We start from the raw sequence: 18,864 nt of genomic DNA, 5'->3' as shown, positions 1-18,864 counted from the left end.
ACATGAAATACAACGCAAGCAAGCTGTGTGTAGTGCTGTCCGCCGGCGTGTCCGCTGGTTTCCCCGCGCTTTCCCAGGCCGCTGAATCGGGTTTCATTGCTGACTCGACCGCCACCCTGCAAGCCCGGAACTACTACTTCAGCCGCGATTACTCGGATATCCGCGGGCCCGAGCAGTCCAAGGCCGAAGAGTGGGCCCAAGGCTTCATCCTCAACTTCAAGTCCGGCTACTCGCCAGGGCCGGTCGGCTTCGGTCTGGACGCCATCGGCCAGCTTGGCATCAAGTTGGACAGCGGGAGAGGGCGGGTCAAAACCGGGCTGCTTCCGGTTCAGCAGGATGGTGAGGCAGCTGACGAATACAGCCGCCTGGGCGTGGCGCTGAAGACCCGGCTGTCGAAGACCGAGCTGAAGGTAGGCGAGCTGCAGCCGAACCTGCCGGTACTGGTATTCAGCGATATTCGCCTACTGCCGCCGACCTATCAGGGAGCCAGCCTCGTCTCCAATGAGATCGCGGGGCTGACCTTGCAGGGCGGCCATCTGACCTCCACCAGCCTGCGCAACGAAGCCGGGGATGACAAGATGCAGGCCATGCTCGGCCACAAGCCCCAACGCCAGGCGTCGAGCGATGCCTTCAACTACGCCGGCGCCGACTACGCCTTCAACGCTAACCGCACCACCTTGAGCGCCTGGTATGCGCAGCTGGAAGACCTCTACGACCAACGCTTCTTCGGTCTCAAGCACAGCGAGCCAATGGGGGATTGGGTGTTCGGCGCCAACGTTGGCTATTACGACGCTAGCGAAGACGGCAAGCATCTGATCGGCGCCATCGATAACCAGGCGTTCTTCTCACTGCTGTCGGCCAAGCGTGGCGGCCACACCTTCTTTATCGGCTATCAGGCGATGTACGGGGACAGTGCCTTCCCGCGCGTGTTCGCCAACGTCAGCCCCCTGGGTAACGAGGTGCCGACTTACGAGTTCGCCTCGGCCGACGAACGCTCCTGGCAGGCTCGCTACGACTACGACTTCGCCGCCCTTGGCGTGCCCGGCCTGGTGGCCAGCACGCGCTACATCACCGGAGACAATGTCGACACGGGGTTGGGTTACGAAGGCAAGGACTGGGAGCGCGACCTGGACATCAGCTACGCCTTCCAGAGCGGCACGCTCAAAGGCCTTGGAGTTCGCGTGCGCAACGTCACTGCCCGTTCCAATTACCGCACCGACATCGACGAGAACCGGCTGATCCTCAGCTACACCTGGACGCTGTTCTGATAGGCACGACGTTGTGTCTTGTGGGAGTGAGTTCATTCGCGATAGCAGAAAGAAGGTCTACCCGGGAATCACCTTCGCGAATGAATTCGCTCCCATGGGGTTACAACCTACAAGGAGTTCCCCGATGTCCCGTAAACCCCTGGCCGCAATGCTGCTTTGCAGTGGCGGACTGCTTTGTATCGCCGCGATCCTGCTGGGCCCCGCCTGGCTGCTTGGTCTGGCCCTGGCCGGCAACGCCGTTGCCGGGCTGCTTTACCACTGGCACCCCGCCGAGATCATTGAGGTCCCGGTAGAGGTGTACGTATCCGAACCATTGCCAGATCCCATGCCGCTGATAGCCACGCAGGCAGAGTTGCAGCACCCCGCGGCTACCGATCATCTCCGTGCACCGCTTGGCCAGCTGCTTGATGCCATCCTGCAAAGTGAGCAGGACATGCAGTACGCCAATGCACTGGCCCGAACCGCTGGCGAAAAAGTGCAACTCGGTGCCGAGAGTATGCAGGCCACGGCTGGGGCAATAGGCGAACTGGACACCTACATGACGCATATCGGGCAAGTGTTCAACGAACTGGGCAGCCAGTCCATGCGCATTGGCGCCATTGTGGGCAGCATCCAGGACATCGCCAAACAGACCAACCTGCTGGCGTTGAATGCGGCCATCGAAGCCGCTCGAGCAGGTAGCAACGGGCGAGGTTTCGCGGTGGTGGCGGACGAGGTGCGCAATCTTTCCCTGCGGGCCAACGAATCCAGCGGGCAGATTCGCCAGATCGCAGAAGGCCTGCAGAAGGCGGCAATCGACGCGAGAGCAGGCATGGAGCACGTGAGCAGCTCCGCGCGCGCGGGGCTGGAGAAATCTGCCGCAGCCCTGCAGGCCATGGGTGACATGCGTACCGGCGCTGCGGCCCGGGTGGAGATAGTCGAGCGCATCAATCAGCGCCTGGCCGGGCAACGGCAGTTGGCGCAGCGGATGGCGGAGTTGCTAGAAGAGACCTGAACGGCCGAGCGTGAGCGTTTTTCTCTTCCTTGAGGAGCGAATTCATTCGCTAAGGGCAGCGCAGCTGACCCATGGTGGCATTCCTGGCAGGCCTTCAGTCTGCTTGGCGAATGAATTCTCCCCCACAGGAAAAGCTGCACCAGCACACGAAAGGGATAGTCGGTAGCAAGGCATACATTTGTTCGGTAATCGCACTAATAGTCGATTATCGGATTGTTTGGGGGGCAGGGGGAGGTTACTTTTTCATCACCCGGCGCTCCATCGCCCTGGATAACAACACGAGATCGACCATGGCTGAACTCCTCTCTCTCCGCGAAGCGGTCGAACGCTTCATCAACGACGGCGACACCGTTGCCCTCGAAGGTTTCACTCACCTGATTCCTACTGCCGCTTCCCACGAAATCATTCGCCAGGGCAAGAAGGACCTGACCCTGGTGCGCATGACCCCCGACCTGGTCTATGACCTGCTGATTGGGGCTGGCTGTGCGAAGAAGCTGGTGTTCTCCTGGGGTGGAAACCCTGGTGTCGGTTCGCTGCATCGTCTGCGCGACGCGGTGGAAAAGCAGTGGCCGCACGCTCTGGAGATCGAAGAGCACAGCCACGCCGACCTGGCCAACTCCTATGTGGCCGGTGCCTCGGGCCTGCCGTTCGCCGTTCTGCGTGCTTATGCCGGCTCCGACCTGCCGAAGGTCAACCCGCTGATCAAGACCGTTACCTGCCCGTTCACCGGTGAAGTGCTGGCTGCCGTGCCTTCGGTACGCCCGGACGTGACCGTGATCCACGCGCAGAAGGCCGATCGCAAGGGCAACGTGCTGCTCTGGGGCATCCTCGGCGTGCAGAAGGAAGCGGCCCTGGCGGCCAAGCGCTGCATTGTCACCGTGGAAGAAATCGTCGATGACCTGAACGCGCCGATGAACGCCTGCGTGCTGCCGACCTGGGCCCTGGCCGCTGTTTGCCATGTTCCCGGTGGCGCCCATCCGTCCTATGCCCATGGCTACTACGAGCGGGACAATCGCTTCTACCAGGCCTGGGACCCGATTGCCCGCGACCGCGAAACCTTCACGGCTTGGATCAACGAGTACATCCGTGGCACCAAGGATTTCGCCCAATTCCAGGAAAAAATCGCCAAAGCCAAGATTGCGGAGGCCAAGTGATGAGCGCCTACACCACCAATGAAATGATGACCGTTGCCGCTGCCCGTCGCCTGAAGAACGGCGCCGTCTGCTTCGTCGGCATCGGCCTGCCGTCCAAGGCTGCCAACCTGGCGCGCCTGACCTCGTCCCCCGATGTGGTACTGATCTATGAATCCGGCCCCATCGGCGCCAAGCCAACAGTGCTGCCGCTGTCCATCGGTGACGGCGAGCTGGCCGAAACCGCTGACACCGTGGTGCCCACTGGTGAGATCTTCCGCTACTGGCTGCAAGGTGGTCGCATCGACGTCGGCTTCCTCGGTGCCGCCCAGGTGGACCGCTTCGGCAACATCAATACCACCGTGATCGGTGACTACCATCAGCCGAAAGTACGCCTGCCCGGCGCCGGCGGTGCCCCGGAGATCGCAGGCTCCGCCAAGGAAGTGCTGATCATCCTCAAGCAGTCGCACCGCACCTTCGTCGACAAGCTGGCTTTCATCACTTCGGTCGGCCATGGCGAAGGCGGCGACCATCGCAAGCAACTTGGCCTGCCGGGCAAAGGCCCGGTGGCGATCATCACCGACCTTTGCATCATGGAGCCGGAAGCCGGCACCAACGAATTCATCGTTACCTCGTTGCACCCGGGCATCACCCGCGAGCAAGTGATCGAAGCCACTGGTTGGGCGATCCGCTTCGCACCGGTGGTGGGCGAGACCCTGGCTCCGAACGACACCGAGCTGAATGCACTGCGTGCCCTCGAAGCCCGCACTGCCGCCGCCCATGGCCAGCAGGGAGGTGAGGAATGAGCCGCGAGGTCTATATCTGCGACGCCATCCGCACGCCCATCGGCCGCTTCGGCGGCTCCCTGGCCCCGGTACGTGCCGACGATCTGGCTGCTGTCCCGATCAAGGCACTGGTCGAACGCAACCCGCAGGTCCAGTGGGACCTGCTCGATGAAGTGTTCCTCGGCTGCGCCAACCAGGCTGGCGAGGACAACCGCAACGTCGCCCGTATGGCGCTACTGCTGGCCGGCCTGCCGGACAGCGTGCCCGGCGTGACGCTGAACCGACTCTGTGCCTCGGGCATGGATGCAGTGGGCACCGCGTTCCGTGCCATCGCCTCGGGCGAGATGGAACTGGCGATTGCCGGCGGCGTGGAGTCCATGTCCCGCGCTCCTTACGTCATGGGCAAGGCTGACAGCGCTTTTGGCCGCAACCAGAAGATCGAGGACACCACCATCGGCTGGCGTTTCATCAATCCGCTGATGAAGACCCAGTACGGCGTCGACGCCATGCCGCAGACTGCTGACAACGTCGCTGATGATTACAAGGTGAGTCGTCAAGACCAGGACGCCTTTGCCGTGCGCAGCCAGCAACGCGCCGGTCGCGCCCAGGCCGAAGGCTTCTTCGCCGAAGAAATCGTCCCTGTGGTGATCAAGGGCAAGAAGGGCGAGACCGTGGTCGATCAGGACGAGCACCTGCGTCCGGACACCACCCTCGAAGCACTGGCCAGGCTGAAGCCGGTCAATGGCCCGGAAAAAACCGTTACAGCCGGCAACGCCTCGGGCGTCAACGACGGTGCTGTGGCGCTGATCCTGGCCTCCGCTGAAGCGGTGAAGAAACACGGCCTGACCCCGCGCGCGAAAGTGCTCGGCATGGCCAGCGCCGGCGTTGCCCCGCGAGTAATGGGCATCGGCCCGGTGCCGGCAGTCCGCAAGCTGATGGAGCGCCTGAACCTGTCTATCGGCGATTTCGACGTGATCGAGCTGAACGAAGCCTTCGCCGCACAAGGGCTGGCTGTGATGCGTGAACTCGGCATCGCCGACGACAGCGACAAGGTCAACCCCAATGGCGGCGCCATCGCCCTCGGCCACCCGCTGGGTGCCAGCGGTGCGCGTCTGGTCCAGACTGCCTTGCACCAGTTGGAGAAGTCCGGCGGCAAGAAAGGCTTGGCGACCATGTGCGTGGGCGTAGGTCAGGGACTCGCTCTTGCCATCGAGCGCGTGTGATCGTGTCTTCTATGGCCTGCTAGCGGAGCTACGAACCTGTAGGAGCGGGCTTGCTCGCGGATCAACGGCGAGAGTGCCTGTTCGCGAGCAAGAACTCGGTGTCCCCCTCGCTCCTACAAGTGCGGTTGCCTCTACAATTGGCGGACACGCCCACTTTCCGCATTTTGGAGCACTGGCTTGAACAGCCCGAGCAACCAACTCTTCGATCCCTACTTCACCCAACCGGCCATGCGCGCGGTGTTTTCCGACCATGGCCGGGTGCAGGGCATGCTGGATTTTGAAGCCGCGCTGGCTCGCGCCGAGGCAAGCGTGGGACTGGTGCCACAAGATTGCGTGGCACCCATATCGGCTGCCTGCAGCGCCGATGGCTATGACTTCATCGCCCTGGCCCAGGCCATTACCAGCGCGGGCAACTCCGCCATTCCACTGATCAAGGCGTTAGGCAAGCGCGTGGCTGCCAGCAGTGCTGAGGCCGAGCGTTACATTCACCTAGGAGCCACCAGCCAGGACGCCATGGACAGCGGTCTGGTGCTACAACTGCGCGCTGCCATCGTACTCATCGAGCAGGATCTGGCGCAGCTGGCCGAGGCCCTGGCCGTGCAAGCGCAACGCTATGCGGAAACCCCGCTTGCGGGCCGCACCTGGTTGCAGCAGGCCACACCCGTGACCCTGGGAATGAAGCTCGCCGGTGTGCTGGGCGCCATTACCCGTCATCGTCAGCGTCTACTCGAACTCAAGCCACGCCTGCTGTGCCTGCAGTTCGGCGGCGCGTCTGGCAGCCTGGCTGCCCTGGGCGATCAGGCCTGGCCGGTGGCCGAGGCCCTGGCCCGTGAGCTCGACCTTAACCTCCCTGACCAGCCGTGGCATACCCAGCGTGACCGATTGGTGGAATTCGCCAGCCTGCTGGGGCTGATCGCCGGCAGTCTCGGCAAGCTGGGCCGTGACCTCAGCTTGTTGATGCAGACTGAGGCCGGCGAAGTGTTCGAGCCTTCCGCGCCGGGCAAGGGCGGTTCGTCCACCATGCCGCATAAGCGCAACCCGGTCAGCGCGGCTGTGCTGATCGGCGCCGCTACCCGTGCACCGGGATTGATCTCCACCATGTTCGCCGCCATGCCGCAGGAGCACGAGCGCAGCCTGGGCCTCTGGCATGCCGAGTGGGAAACCTTGCCTGAGCTCTGCTGCCTCGTATCCGGCGCGCTGCATCAGGCGTTGCTGGTAGTGCCGGGACTGGAAGTGGATGCCGAGCGCATGCGCCGTAACCTCGATCTGACCCAGGGTCTGGTGCTGGCCGAGGCGGTGAGCATCGCCCTGGCCCAGCGCATCGGCCGCGATGCCGCGCACCACCTGATCGAGCAGTGCTGCAGACAGGCGGTGAAGGAGGGCGCGCACCTGCGCAAGGTGCTTGGTGCCAATGCCGAGGTGACCGCGCAATTGTCGGCCGCTGATCTCGACCGTCTGCTCGACCCTGCACATTACCTTGGCCAGGCCCGCCGCTGGGTGGACCGGGCCATTACCGAACACCAAGATTTCTCGCGTTAGGAGACTTGCATGCCTGCCGTAACCCTCGCCGATGGCGACCTGAACTACCTGCTCGAAGGCCCGGCCGGTGCGCCGGTTCTGGTCCTGTCCAACTCGCTGGGCACCGACCTGCACATGTGGGATGAGCAAATCCCGGCATTCACCGAGCAGTTCCGCGTGCTGCGCTACGACACTCGTGGCCACGGGCAGTCGCTGGTCAGCGAAGGCCCCTACAGCATCGAACGACTGGGCCGTGACGTGCTGGCCTTGCTGGATGCGCTGGACATCGCCAAGGTGAGTTTCTGTGGTCTTTCCATGGGCGGCCTGATTGGCCAGTGGCTGGCCATCAATGCCCCCCGGCGTATCGAACGTCTGGTGCTGTGCAATACCGCCGCCAAGATCGGCAGCCCGGAAGTCTGGAATCCGCGCATCGACACCGTGCTGGCGGGCGGCGCCCAGGCCATGCGCGATCTGCGCGATGCCTCCATCTCCCGTTGGTTCACCGCTGAGTTCGCGAAAGCCCAGCCCGCCAAGGTCGAACCCATCGTCGGCATGCTGGCTCAGACCTCGCCTGCAGGCTACGCCGCGAACTGCGCGGCGGTACGCGATGCCGATTACCGAGAGCAGCTGGGCAGCATCGTCGCGCCGACGCTCGTGGTTTGCGGCGACGCCGACCCCGTGACGACGACCGAGCACGGTCGCTTCATGCAGGAGCACATCCGCGGCGCCGACCTGGTGGAGTTCCACGCTGCGCACCTGTCCAATGTCGAAGCCGGTGAGCTGTTCACCCGCCGTGTGATGGATTTCCTGACCGCCTGATTGCGCCTCTTGTGTAGGAATGAGCTCTGCTCGCGAATGTCGCGAACAGAAGGGCTTCGCGAGCAAGCTCGTTCCTACAGGGCACCTGATCCATGGAGTCGAAGATGGACGAGAAAGAACGCTACGAGGCCGGCATGCAGGTACGCCGTGCCGTGCTGGGCGACGCCCACGTAGACCGCAGCCTGCAGAACCTGACGCCGTTCAACGAAGAATTCCAGGAGATGATCACCCGGCATGCCTGGGGCGACATCTGGACGCGGCCCGGTCTGCCTCGGCACACCCGCAGCCTGATCACCATCGCCATGCTGATCGGCATGAATCGCGAAGGCGAGCTGACGTTGCACCTGCGCGCGGCCAAGAACAATGGTGTAACCCGCGACGAGATCAAGGAAGTGATCATGCAGAGCGCCATCTACTGCGGTATTCCCGCAGCCAACGCTACCTTCCACCTGGCTGAGGCCGTGTGGGATGAGCTTGGGGTCGAATCGCTGGAAGGTTGATTCACCGCAGGCTGGACGCCGCCAGGACCACGCATCCTGGCGGCTTTTTTTCATGCTCGGGGAAAGGCTGAATTCGCCGCGGGAATATCTCGGCTCTCGACCGGCACGCCAGCAATATGGCATCCGGCAATGTAGCCAAAGGTCATTGCCGGACCCAGATTGATCCCGCCCGACGGATAGTGCCCGCCCAATACACTGGCCATGTCCGCGCCCGCGGCATAGAGGCCGGTAATGGCCTGGCCGTCTGCATTCAGAACGCGAGCCTGACTATCAGTGCGCAGGCCGGCGAAGGTGCCGAAGCAGCCGGGCTGGACCTTCACCGCATAAAACGGCCCTTGCTCGATGGGTGTAACGCAGGGATTGGGGCCGTTATGCAGAGGATCACCACTCCTGCGATTGAACGGGGTGGACCCGCGACCGAACAGCGGATCTTCACCCTTGCGCGCATGCTGATTGAACTCGGCCACTGTGTTGGCCAGCTCCACGGGATCGATGCCGCATTTGCCAGCAAGCTGCTCGATGGAGTTGCCACGCATCAGGTAGCCATTACGCACGTATGGCCACAGCGGGATGGGCGCAGGACGGGCGAAGCCAAGGCCGAAACGGCGTTGGAAACGGTGGTCGCAAATCAACCAGGAGCAGGCTTCTTCGCCTTCGGGAACAGCCTCCACCATGGCCGACACGTAGTCGTAGTAACCGCCGGCTTCGTTGACAAAGCGTTTGCCGTTCCTCAATACGCCGATCACACCCGGCTTGCCGCGATCGATGATGTGGGGGAAGTGGCCAACGCTGCCATCGGGGTAGGGCACCTTGGAAACTGGTGCCCAGGCTACGGGTGATTTCAGGTCATCGGCCACCAGGCCACCAACGGCTTCGCCGAGGCGCAAACCGTCGCCGGAGCAGGCGCTGGGTGGCAGTGCCAGGTTGTCGTACCCGCTGGCATCGCGCGGGAACATCGCCTTACGCCGTTCTGGGTCGTTAGGGAAACCACCAGCGGCCAATACCACGGCTTTGGCACGAATGCTCAGCTCCGCGCCCGCATGTTGGATCACTGCGCCGCACACCCTGCCATCCTCGACGAGCAGTCGCTTGGCCGGTGCTGACTCGAGCATACGCACGCCGAGGTCGTCGGCAGACTTGGCCAGGCGCCCCACCAGCGCCACACCGTTGACCAGATGCATGGCTCGCCCATAGCGCGCCAAGTGGTAGAGATGTGCACCGAAACGCTTGGTCACATAGGCGAAAGCACGCAGCGAGCGGGTCATGCCAAGGAAGGCGGCGAGGTCAGCGCCGGCCATGATCGGCATGCCCATGAACGAAGTTTCGCGCATGGTCTTGCGTAGGCGCGGCAGCAGGGCGCCGACTTCGCGGGCATCGAAGGGCGCTGCGATCACTTGATGACCGCCCGTGGCGGCGCCGGGCGTGTTGCCATGCATGTCGGGGATGCCATTGCCATCGACGAATTGCAGGGCAGTGTGCTGTTCGAAAAAGCCGACCATGTGCGGGCAGGCCTCGAGAAAGGCGTCCACCAGGTCGGCACGATAGTGCTTGCCCAGCTCATTGCGCAGGTAGGTACGCGGCTGTTCGATGTCTTCCTCAATTCCGGCGCGGCGAGCCAGCGGATTACGTGGCACCCACATCCAGCCGCCGGACCAGGCGGTTGCGCCCCCCAGCACCGGGTCTTTCTCCACCAGGATCACTTTCTGTCCATGGAAGGCTGCCGTTACCGCCGCGCTGAGCCCTGCTGCGCCGGAACCTATGATCAGGACATCGCATTCCATCGAGCGTGAAATGGGTGAATCGGAAGGCATCTGGATTTCCTCTTTTTGTTTCTGGAACTTGGTTCCACATTCTAGAGAGGCATCTCCGAATCGCCAAGGAAAAGAGTTGGTCAAGCGATGAGCAGCTAAGGATAAGTGCGAGCTGAACAAGAAAGGAAATCAAATGGGGATATACGCATATGAATAATATTGTTTATATTGTTCGTATACGGAGTAAACTGAAGCCACCCAACAGACAGGGGAGTTGTCATGAGCATTCCTGCAAGAGCGCCCGCGTTAGAAATCCAGAGTGGCGATGCAGGGCGTGTCGCCCTCAAGTTCTTCTTCAACCTGATGGACAAGTGGGGTTGCACCAAGGAGCAGCAGCGCACGCTGCTGGGCTCGATCGGCAACACGACCTACTTCAGCTACAAGAAACTGCCGAGCGTGCGATTGCCCCACGATACGCTGGAGCGGATTTCCTACTTGATGGGCATCCACAAGGCCCTGCGAATCCTGTTCAGCAACCAGGAGGCACGCGCCTACGAGTGGGTGCACAGACCCAACAGCGCTGCGCCTTTCAATGGGCGCAGCGCCCTGGAATACATGCTGGGCGGGCAAGTTGTCGACGTAGCTGATGTGCGCCGCTACCTGGACGGAGTACGGGGCTGATGACGGAATTGCTCGCGGAGCTGCTGCCTGAGTGGGGTAAGGCCTATCGGCTGGTCAACAGTTCGTTCCCGCCGATCTCGATATTCGAAGACACATTGGACCCGGCTGACCTGGAACTGGCTTACGCCATCGAGGCCATGACCAATGACCGCTTGCGTGACCAGGTAGGCGAGATTTCTCGTGTGCTGCCGGAGGATCGGGTCAGCGGTGCCGGGGCGACAATAGTAATGGCACCGTTCACCCACATCGGCCGCGCCAGCCGCTTTACCGACGGTTCCTACGGCGTCTATTACTGCGCCAACTCCGTCGACGCTGCGATCGCCGAGACGCGTTATCACCAGGAGCGATTCTGGCGGGCGACCCAGGAGGCCAGTATCGAGATCACCATGCGGGCCTATGTGAATCGAGTGGTGAGCCCTATGGTCGACGTGCGCGGCCTTGTCCAACTGCATGATCCCGACCCGCTGAGCTACGGCGCCAGCCAGGCAGTCGCCGGGCAGTGGCGGAACGCCGGGAAGTGGGGGCTGCTCTACAACAGTGTGCGCTTGCCAGGGCATGAGTGCGTGGCTGCTTTCCGCCCTCCAGCGGTGACCTTGCCCGTTCAGGGGCAACATTTTCGCTATCTGTGGGACGGTAAGACCCAGACAATTTCCTGCGTGCTGAAAGTCAGTCCGGTGAAGGCATAAGTCGAGTCCTACGTTGTGTGAAGACAATTCCAAGGAGTGGGCAGGGAGGGACGGTAAGAGGTGACGCTACGTCAACCGCAGACAGTGCGGGTATCATTTTCCGTCTGCCGAATAGCCAAGGAGGGTAACTTGTGGTGCACGGATCCGCTTTCAGTCCCAGGTCAACACATCGAGAGCCGCTGAGCGTCAGGCTGAAGCTCTCCGATGGGTTGCCAAAATCCGGAGCTAAGCTGCCTGCATGACAACGGAACCTTTCATCAGCGCCCAAAAGTCCGGTCTGCAGATCGGCGGTGACTGGACGCTTGCCCACTACAGCACATTGCAGAAGCAAGTGGACACTGCGCGCGGTGGCCTTGGCAGCGGTGTAGCAGTTGATCTCAGCGCCCTCGGCTCGCTGGACACGGCCGGTGCAGCGCTGATCGTGGAGCTGCTCGGGGTCAGCCGCATGGCTGACCTCGATGCGACGATGCCCAACCTGCCGGCGGAGCGGCGTGCATTGTTGCAAACCGTCGCCACGGCCATGGCCCTAGGGGGCAAGGAGGCCAAGGCCCCGCGCCGTTCGGCGTTGATCGAACTGTTGGAAAACATCGGTAAGGCAGTCCAGGGGCTCTGGGAACAAGCGCTTGCCTTGCTGGGCTTCACCGGTGTGGTGCTTAGCTCGATGTTCACCATCCTTCTGCTGCCTGGCCGGTGGCGTATCACCTCGCTGGTTACCCACCTGGAGCAGAGCGGACTCAACGCCGTGCCCATCGTTGCGTTGCTGACCTTCCTCGTCGGCGCGGTGGTGGCGTTCCTCGGCGCGACCATCCTCGCTGACTTCGGGGCCAGCATCTACACCGTCAACCTGGTGGCGTTCTCGTTCCTGCGGGAGTTCGGCGTGCTGCTCACTGCGATCCTCATGGCCGGCCGCACAGCGAGCGCGTTCACTGCGCAAATCGGCTCAATGAAGGCCAACGAAGAAATCGACGCAATTCGCACGTTGGGCCTCAGCCCCGTGGAGCTGCTGGTGTTGCCCCGGGTGTTCGCCATGCTCATCGCATTGCCAATGCTGACCTTCATCGCGATGCTCAGTGGCATGGTGGGCGGTGCCGTGGTGTGCGCCCTGGCATTGGACATCTCTCCATCGATGTACCTGTCGATCCTGCAGGAGAATATCGAACTCAGGCACTTCCTGGTGGGCATCTGCAAGGCACCGATTTTTGCCTTCCTGATCGCGGTGATCGGTTGCCTGGAGGGCTTCAAGGTCACCGGCAGCGCGCAGTCGGTGGGCGAACGGACCACCTCCAGCGTCGTGCAGTCGATTTTCGTCGTCATCGTGCTGGATGCGATTGCCGCGTTGTTCCTCATGGAGGTGGGCTGGTGACGGGTGAAGCGATCATCGAAGTGCGCGAACTGTGCAACCAGTTCGGAGCCCAGGTAGTGCACGAGAACCTCAACCTCGACCTTGTGCGTGGTGAGGTGTTGGGTGTAGTGGGCGGCTCGGGCACCGGCAAGTCGGTGCTTCTGCGTTGCATCCTCGGCCTGCGCCATCCCGACGCCGGTACGGTGCGGGTATTTGGTGAAGAGTTGCTGGCCTTGCCACTAGTGCGGCGTTCCCAACTCGAACGTCGGTTTGGGGTCCTTTATCAGCGCGGCGCCTTGTTTTCATCATTGACCGTTACCGAAAACATTGCACTGCCGTTGATTGAGCATGCGGGCCTGGATCGTCCCTCTGCGGAACGGCTTGCGCGTCTGAAGCTGGCCCTGGTCGGCTTGCCGGTGGAGGCCGGGGACAAATACCCCACCGAGCTTTCCGGGGGGATGATCAAACGCGCCGCCCTGGCGCGTGCACTGGCCCTGGACCCGGACATCCTGTTCCTCGACGAGCCCACAGCAGGGCTGGACCCCATTGGCGCAGCTGCGTTCGACCAGCTGATCCGCACGCTGCGGGATGCCCTTGGCCTCAGTGTGTTCCTGGTCACCCATGACCTGGACACTCTCTACACAATCTGCGACAGGGTCGCCGTGCTGGCGAAGAGGCACGTTCTGGTGGCCGATCGACTGGAGGTCGTGGCCGCCAATGGCGATCCCTGGATCCAGGAATATTTTCACGGACCGCGCGGTCGCGCGGCCGCGCAGGCCGCATCGCGCGTGCCGGGGAGTGTTTGAATGGAAACTCGTGCCCACCACGTCATGATCGGCCTGTTCACCGTGCTGGTGGTCGGAGCCGCCATGTTGTTCGCCTTGTGGCTGAGCAAGTCCAGTTCCGACCGGGAGTTCCGCGAGTACGAAGTGATATTCACCGAAGCCGTAAGTGGCCTCTCGAAGGGCAGTGCGGTGCAGTACAGCGGCATCAAGGTCGGCGAAGTCGTGTTGTTGCGACTGGACACGAAAGACCCGCGCAAGGTCAAGGCACGCATCCGTGTCGTCGGCGCTACCCCGATCAAGGAAAACACCCGCGCACGCCTGTCCATCACCGGCGTTACCGGTACGGCAGTGATCCAGTTGCACGGTGGCACCCCCTCAAGCCCCTTGCTCCAAGGCAAGGATGGCAGAAGACCGGTGATTGTCGCCGACCCGTCGCCCATTGCACGCCTCATGGCCGGCGGCGAGGATCTGATGATCAGCATCACGACACTGTTGGAACAAGCCAACAAATTGTTCTCCAGCGACAACATCGCACGCGTGTCGGAGACCCTCGCCAATCTTGAGCAGACCACTGCGAGTTTCAACGGCCAACGGAATGAGTTGGCCCAGACCCTGAAGCAGATCAACTCTGCAACTGCCGAAGCTGCGGAACTGATGCACAACGCCAATACGCTCATCAATGGTCATGGCCGCGAAGCAGTGGCCAATGCCGGAGAGATGTTGGCATCCCTCGAGCGCAGCAGCCGGAATATCGAGCAATTGCTAAACACCAACCGCGACGCGCTGGACGGCGGACTCAAAGGCATTGGCGAACTGGGCCCGGCCATTGCCCAGTTGCGCGACACGCTGGAGGCCCTGCGGTCATTTTCCCAGCGCCTGGAGGCAGACCCTGCGGGGTACTTGCTCCGCAGTGACACCATCAAGGAGTTCCAACCATGAAGCGGATCTTTCCTCTTGGCGTGCTGCTGGTGAGCAGCTTGCTTGGCGCGTGCTCGATCCTTCCCGAACGCGAGGAACTGGATGTCTACGTTCTGCCGACGAGCAATCCGCCCTCCCGTGTGCAGGTGAAGGCTGTCGACTGGTCCCTCAGGGTGAGCCGTCCGCAGGCCAGTCAGACGCTCGATAGTACCCGGATTGCAGTGGCGCCTGCCGGGGATCGACTCAGCGCCTACAAAGGTGCGCGCTGGAGTGACCGGGCGCCCGTGTTGGTGCGGGATCGACTGGTCGACGCATTTCTGGCCGACGGGCGGGTAGGGGAGGTCAGCAGTGATGACAGCCGCCTGCAGGCCGATCTGGAGCTGACTGGTGATCTGCGCGCCTTCCAGAGCGAATACCGCTCCGGCACTCCGGAAGCCCACGTATTGCTGGATGCGCGCCTGGTTCAAAGCGGGACTCGGCGTATTGTTGCCAGCCAGCGTTTCGAAGTCCGCCAACCCGCTGCCGGCACATCGCCTGAGCAGGTGGTGACCGCGTTTGGCAAGGCCAGCGACATGCTGTCAATCAAGGTGCTGGAGTGGACGCTGGCCAAAGGGCGCGGGATTACCGAGTCGAAGTGATGTGCACCTGCGCGCATTCGGGTGGACTGAAGCCGCGGGCAGAATGCTGAAGATTCTGGCCTTGGCTACGTCCGCCCATTCCCTACCCGGCCCAGAGGCGGTCCTGTTAGCGGCACAACCAGGCAAACCAGACTTGAGTCGTGCTCCAGGCGTTCAATCAGCCCACCAGGTTGCCAACCGCTGCTGGTGCGTCCGGTACGCCGCCTCCTGTACCGTGGGTGCGAAGCGCAAGGATGTGCCTGGAAGGCATTGGGCGAGCCGCGCCACTGCCAGTGGCGTGAGAGCGCCAAGGCGGGGGTACCCGCCGATGGTCTGGCGGTCGTTGAGCAGTGCAATGGGCTGGCCATCTGGCGGAACCTGAAGGGCACCCAGACCGATCCCCTCGGACACCATCGATTGGCGCTTGCACTGCAGCACCGGGCCAAGCAGGCGCACGCCCATCCGGTCGGCGCGGGTATCCACAGTCCAGTCGCTGTTGAACGCATCGAACAGACTCTGGCCGGAGAAGTCGCCGATCTGGGCACCCAGTATCACCTCCAAATGAATCTCGCCAGCCAGATCAGGGATGCTCGCACGCGGTATGCCCCGCGGCTTGGCGGCTTCTCCGCGCCAGGTGAGCTGGTCACCTGCCGCGAGCGCCTTGCCGTCCGCATGCAACCCGCCCAAGTTCTCCCGACCAACGCAGGCCAGGCTACCGAGCTGAGGTTCACCCACAAATCCGCCGGGTGCAGCCAGATAGGCGCGTGCGCCCCGTCGAGGATGGGCGAATGCCAGCCGTTGTCCGGGGCGCACCCTGAAATGGCTCCAGAGCGGCAGCGGCTGGGCATCGAGGGTCGCCCCGAGGTCGGCACCGGCAAGGGCCAGGCAGCCGTCCTGCTGGCAGATCAGCGAGAAGCCACCGAGGCCAATCTCCACCACCGCCGCATCCAGCGGGTTGCCCAGTATCCAGTTGGCCCAGCTCATGGAGACCCAGTCGAGTGCTCCTCCCTGGGTTACTCCCAGGTGACGGCAGCCGAAGCGACCTCCGTCCTGCAGGAGGATGAAGGGCGTGCTGGTTTCGATGCGCAGGCCTTGCAGCGCAGACATTGCGGTCATTGCGGAGTCTCCAGCGGGGTGTCGTCACCGCCCAGGCGGACGAATTCAGCGTGATCGACAGGTTCGAAATGCACGCGGTCGCCAGCTTTCAAGAGGCTGTAGCCTTCCAGTTTGAGGTCGAACAGGCAGGTCGGAGTGCGCCCCAGCAGATTCCATCCTCCGGGCGAGGCCACCGGGTAAATGGCAGTCTGGCGCTCGGCGATGCCAACGCTACCCGGCGCAATTCGCTTGCGAGGCGTGGCTAGTCGAGGGCTGGCCAGGGCCTCCTCTACCAGGCCCATGAAGGCAAAGCCGGGCGTGAAGCCAAGGGCGAACACCTGGTACTCGCGCTGACTATGGCGCTTGATCAGTTCAGCTACCGGCATGCCCTTGCGTTGCGCCAGCGGTTCGAGGTCAGGCCCCACCTGCGGGTCGTACCAGGTGGGGATGCGATGGCAGCGGCCGTTGGCGTGGTGTTCCGGCTGCAGGTCGTGCAGGGCTTCGGCGATCCGCTCGCGGGCCTGCCGAGGATCCAGGTGGTGCAGGTCGTAATGCAGCAGCAGCGTGGTGTAGGAGGGCACCAGGTCCACCAGATGTTCGCCGAAGCCTTGCCGCAGGCGTGTTCCAGCCGCCATCAGCCAGGGCATGTTGTCTTCGTCGATGCGGTCGAACAGGCGCAGGATGAAACTGTCGATCGTGGCCACTTCGATTCGCAGATGCGGCTTGTTCATTGGGCCTCCAGTGCATCCAGGGCTTCGCGTATGTGACGCACGGCGGCGACCGAGCCGGGGTTGTCGCCATGTACGCAAAGGGTATGGGCCTGCAGCGGCAGGGCGCTGCCGTCGCTGGCCACCAGGGGCTCACCACTCGCGATCGCGACGGCCTGGGAAATCACTCGCCCGGCCTCGTGGTGCACCGCCCCGGGAAGGCTGCGCGAAACAAGATAGCCGTCGGCGTCGTAGGCGCGGTCGGCAAAGGCTTCGAACCACAGCGTCACACCGTACTCATCGCCAATGGCCTGAGCCCGCGTGTTGTCGCGGGTGCTCATCAGCATCAGCGGTAATTGCGGGTCATAGGCCGCCACGGCACGCATCACCGCCATCAGTATCTTCGGCTCGCGCATCATGTCCTGATAGAGCGCACCGTGTGGCTTCACATAACTGACCCGTGCGCCCTGGGCGCGGCAAAGACCGTCGAGGGCGCCGATCTGGTAGAGCAGCAAGTCTTCCACTTCGGCCGGACTGCAATCCAGGGAGCGGCGGCCGAAACCAACCAGGTCCGGATAGCCCGGATGGGCGCCGATGCTGACCCTATGTTCGATGGCCAGGGCAATGGTGTGGCGCATGGTGCTGGGATCACCGGCATGGAAGCCGCAGGCGATGTTGGCGCAATCGATCAGCGGCATCACCTCAGCATCCAGCCCCATCTTCCAGGCGCCGAAGCTTTCTCCGATATCACAGTTCAGCAGCAGTCTGCTCATGGTCTGTCCTTCAGCTATCGAGCCGGTCCTCACCACAGCGCCAGGCTGTAGCTGAGGATCAGGCGGTTTTCGTCGAGATCGTTGGAAAAGTTGGAGCGCACCGTGGCATTGCGCCATTTCAGGCCGAGGTTCTTCAGCGGGCCGCTCTGGATCACGTAGGTGATATCGGTGTCGCGCTCCCATTCCTCGCCATCGTTCGGCGCACCAAGCTGGACCTTGTCGCCGGACACATAACGGCTCATGAAGGTCAGGCCCGGCACCCCGAGGCTGGCGAAGTCATAGTCGTAACGCAGCTGCCAGGAGCGCTCCCCGGTATTGGCGAAATCACCGATCTGCACGAAGTTGACCAGGAAGGGATCGCTGCCCGCTAGGTAAGGAAAGGGATCATCGCCGGCCATCTTCTGGTAGCCAGCACCCAGCGCGTGTCCGTCGATCCTCCAGGTGAACAGCGCGCCGAATGCCTCGTTGTCCAGCTCACGGAAGCTGCCGTCCTCGCGGGAGCGGGCATAGCGCAAATCGCTCTTGAGTGACTGCGTACCGCCAAACGCCAGGTTGTGGGTTAACCCGACGAAGGTCTGCGCGTAGATGTCTTCCAGCTGACCATAGTGAAGGCTGGTAGTCAGGGCTGGGGTGATGCGGTGGTCGCCTCCGGCAAAGGTGAAGGCATCGCTACGCCCCCCAATGCGATTGGCGCTGAACTCCTGGTAATCGCTGGAACTGTTCAGCTTGATGCGGTCGAGGCGGCCGCCCTGCAGGGTCAGGTTCTCGATCTCCTGCACATTGAGCAAGGCGCCGCGAAAGAGTTGCGGCAGCAGTCGAGAGTCGTTGGCCGAGACGATTGGACTCTTGAAGTGCAGGGCGCCGGCCTTGAGCAGGCTATTGGAGACTTTTACCTTGCCTGTCAGGCCGAGCTTGGAGTACTCGTCCTGGGAGCCGCCACTACCGAGGTCAGCAGGCAGCAGCCCGGTGCCAGCGGTGCCGTCACCGGAGTCGAGCTTGACCCCGAGCAGGCCGATGGCATCGCCTCCGAAGCCTACCGGGCCCTTGGTGAAACCGGACTCGACTCGCAGCAGGAAGCCCTGGGCCCATTCTTCGGCCTTGTCACGAGCACCGGTTTGGCGAAAGTCGCGGTTGAAGTAGAAGTTGCGCAGTTCCAGGCTGGCATGGCTGTCGTCGATCAGCTCGGCTTGGGCGAGCAGCGGCCAGCCCAGCCCGCTGCCGGCCAACAGCGCGGCAGCCAGATGGGTGTTCGGGTGCATGGGGAAATCCTGG

At 62.8% G+C, this 18,864-nt stretch carries 19 protein-coding genes; 14 read left to right on the top strand and 5 right to left on the bottom strand.

Features of this window, described 5'->3' with window-relative positions:
- Window positions 1–2: 2 nt before the first annotated feature.
- The 8 genes from OXH74_RS21430 (at window position 3) to pcaC (ending at window position 8,237) form a co-directional block, all read left to right on the top strand.
- Window positions 3–1,268, top strand: a complete 1,266-nt coding sequence (locus OXH74_RS21430; RefSeq protein ID WP_375738757.1) for an OprD family porin — start codon at window positions 3–5, stop codon at window positions 1,266–1,268.
- Between the two features lie 94 nt (window positions 1,269–1,362).
- On the top strand, window positions 1,363–2,262 hold the full coding sequence (locus OXH74_RS21425; protein WP_375738756.1) for a methyl-accepting chemotaxis protein: 900 nt from the start codon (window positions 1,363–1,365) through the stop codon (window positions 2,260–2,262).
- 290 nt (window positions 2,263–2,552) lie between these two features.
- Window positions 2,553–3,416, top strand: a complete 864-nt coding sequence (locus tag OXH74_RS21420; protein ID WP_215379978.1) for a CoA transferase subunit A — start codon at window positions 2,553–2,555, stop codon at window positions 3,414–3,416.
- Window positions 3,416–4,198 carry a CoA-transferase subunit beta gene (locus tag OXH74_RS21415; protein ID WP_375738755.1) on the top strand — a complete coding sequence of 261 codons (783 nt, stop codon included), beginning with the start codon at window positions 3,416–3,418 and terminating at the stop codon, window positions 4,196–4,198. The genes OXH74_RS21420 and OXH74_RS21415 overlap by 1 nt, the downstream gene beginning before the upstream one ends.
- The gene (gene pcaF, locus OXH74_RS21410; protein WP_375738754.1) at window positions 4,195–5,400 is read left to right on the top strand and encodes a 3-oxoadipyl-CoA thiolase; all 1,206 of its coding nucleotides are present in this window, start codon (window positions 4,195–4,197) and stop codon (window positions 5,398–5,400) included. Before OXH74_RS21415 ends, pcaF begins: the two co-directional genes overlap by 4 nt.
- 177 nt (window positions 5,401–5,577) lie before the next feature.
- Window positions 5,578–6,939 carry a 3-carboxy-cis,cis-muconate cycloisomerase gene (locus tag OXH74_RS21405; protein ID WP_375738753.1) on the top strand — a complete coding sequence of 454 codons (1,362 nt, stop codon included), beginning with the start codon at window positions 5,578–5,580 and terminating at the stop codon, window positions 6,937–6,939.
- Window positions 6,940–6,948: 9 nt separating this feature from the next.
- Window positions 6,949–7,737, top strand: coding sequence for a 3-oxoadipate enol-lactonase (gene pcaD / locus OXH74_RS21400; RefSeq protein WP_375738752.1), 789 nt, complete (start codon window positions 6,949–6,951; stop codon window positions 7,735–7,737).
- Window positions 7,738–7,841: 104 nt separating this feature from the next.
- Window positions 7,842–8,237 carry a 4-carboxymuconolactone decarboxylase gene (pcaC, locus tag OXH74_RS21395; RefSeq protein ID WP_215379966.1) on the top strand — a complete coding sequence of 132 codons (396 nt, stop codon included), beginning with the start codon at window positions 7,842–7,844 and terminating at the stop codon, window positions 8,235–8,237.
- A 50-nt stretch (window positions 8,238–8,287) separates the two neighbouring features.
- On the opposite strand, the gene OXH74_RS21390 is transcribed toward pcaC, so the two are convergent.
- Complete coding sequence (locus OXH74_RS21390) at window positions 8,288–10,048, bottom strand: FAD-dependent oxidoreductase (RefSeq protein WP_375738751.1); 1,761 nt, start codon at window positions 10,046–10,048, stop codon at window positions 8,288–8,290.
- A 219-nt stretch (window positions 10,049–10,267) separates the two neighbouring features.
- Here OXH74_RS21390 and OXH74_RS21385 point away from each other — a divergent pair, with 219 nt between their 5' ends.
- The 6 genes from OXH74_RS21385 (at window position 10,268) to OXH74_RS21360 (ending at window position 15,038) form a co-directional block, all read left to right on the top strand.
- Entirely contained in the window at window positions 10,268–10,669 is a 402-nt protein-coding gene (locus tag OXH74_RS21385; RefSeq protein WP_375738750.1) for an antitoxin Xre/MbcA/ParS toxin-binding domain-containing protein, read from the top strand.
- Complete coding sequence (locus tag OXH74_RS21380; protein ID WP_375738749.1) at window positions 10,669–11,355, top strand: RES family NAD+ phosphorylase; 687 nt, start codon at window positions 10,669–10,671, stop codon at window positions 11,353–11,355. Before OXH74_RS21385 ends, OXH74_RS21380 begins: the two co-directional genes overlap by 1 nt.
- Before the next feature lie 238 nt (window positions 11,356–11,593).
- The gene (locus OXH74_RS21375; RefSeq protein ID WP_375738748.1) at window positions 11,594–12,718 is read left to right on the top strand and encodes an MlaE family lipid ABC transporter permease subunit; all 1,125 of its coding nucleotides are present in this window, start codon (window positions 11,594–11,596) and stop codon (window positions 12,716–12,718) included.
- Window positions 12,715–13,503, top strand: a complete 789-nt coding sequence (locus tag OXH74_RS21370) for an ABC transporter ATP-binding protein (protein WP_375738747.1) — start codon at window positions 12,715–12,717, stop codon at window positions 13,501–13,503. Before OXH74_RS21375 ends, OXH74_RS21370 begins: the two co-directional genes overlap by 4 nt.
- Window positions 13,504–14,421 carry an MlaD family protein gene (locus OXH74_RS21365; protein WP_375738746.1) on the top strand — a complete coding sequence of 306 codons (918 nt, stop codon included), beginning with the start codon at window positions 13,504–13,506 and terminating at the stop codon, window positions 14,419–14,421. It abuts the gene before it with no gap.
- Window positions 14,418–15,038, top strand: coding sequence for an ABC-type transport auxiliary lipoprotein family protein (locus OXH74_RS21360; RefSeq protein ID WP_375738745.1), 621 nt, complete (start codon window positions 14,418–14,420; stop codon window positions 15,036–15,038). The genes OXH74_RS21365 and OXH74_RS21360 overlap by 4 nt, the downstream gene beginning before the upstream one ends.
- Before the next feature lie 153 nt (window positions 15,039–15,191).
- Here the strand turns inward: OXH74_RS21360 and OXH74_RS21355 are convergent, their stop codons facing one another.
- The 4 genes from OXH74_RS21355 to OXH74_RS21340 are packed head-to-tail and all read right to left on the bottom strand — an operon-like array spanning window position 15,192 to window position 18,851.
- Window positions 15,192–16,124: a biotin-dependent carboxyltransferase family protein gene (locus tag OXH74_RS21355; RefSeq protein WP_375741660.1), complete on the bottom strand. Its 933-nt coding sequence runs from the start codon at window positions 16,122–16,124 to the stop codon at window positions 15,192–15,194.
- Window positions 16,125–16,129: 5 nt separating this feature from the next.
- Window positions 16,130–16,843, bottom strand: a complete 714-nt coding sequence (locus tag OXH74_RS21350) for an allophanate hydrolase subunit 1 (RefSeq protein WP_375738744.1) — start codon at window positions 16,841–16,843, stop codon at window positions 16,130–16,132.
- The gene (locus OXH74_RS21345) at window positions 16,840–17,592 is read right to left on the bottom strand and encodes a 5-oxoprolinase subunit PxpA (protein WP_375738743.1); all 753 of its coding nucleotides are present in this window, start codon (window positions 17,590–17,592) and stop codon (window positions 16,840–16,842) included. Before OXH74_RS21345 ends, OXH74_RS21350 begins: the two co-directional genes overlap by 4 nt.
- Before the next feature lie 29 nt (window positions 17,593–17,621).
- Entirely contained in the window at window positions 17,622–18,851 is a 1,230-nt protein-coding gene (locus OXH74_RS21340; RefSeq protein ID WP_375738742.1) for an OprD family porin, read from the bottom strand.
- Between the last annotated feature and the right edge of the window lie 13 nt (window positions 18,852–18,864).

Origin of the sequence: Metapseudomonas boanensis (assembly GCF_042232855.1) — a bacterium.
GTDB lineage: Bacteria > Pseudomonadota > Gammaproteobacteria > Pseudomonadales > Pseudomonadaceae > Metapseudomonas > Metapseudomonas boanensis.
This window is presented reverse-complemented; position numbering and strand designations above follow the sequence as displayed.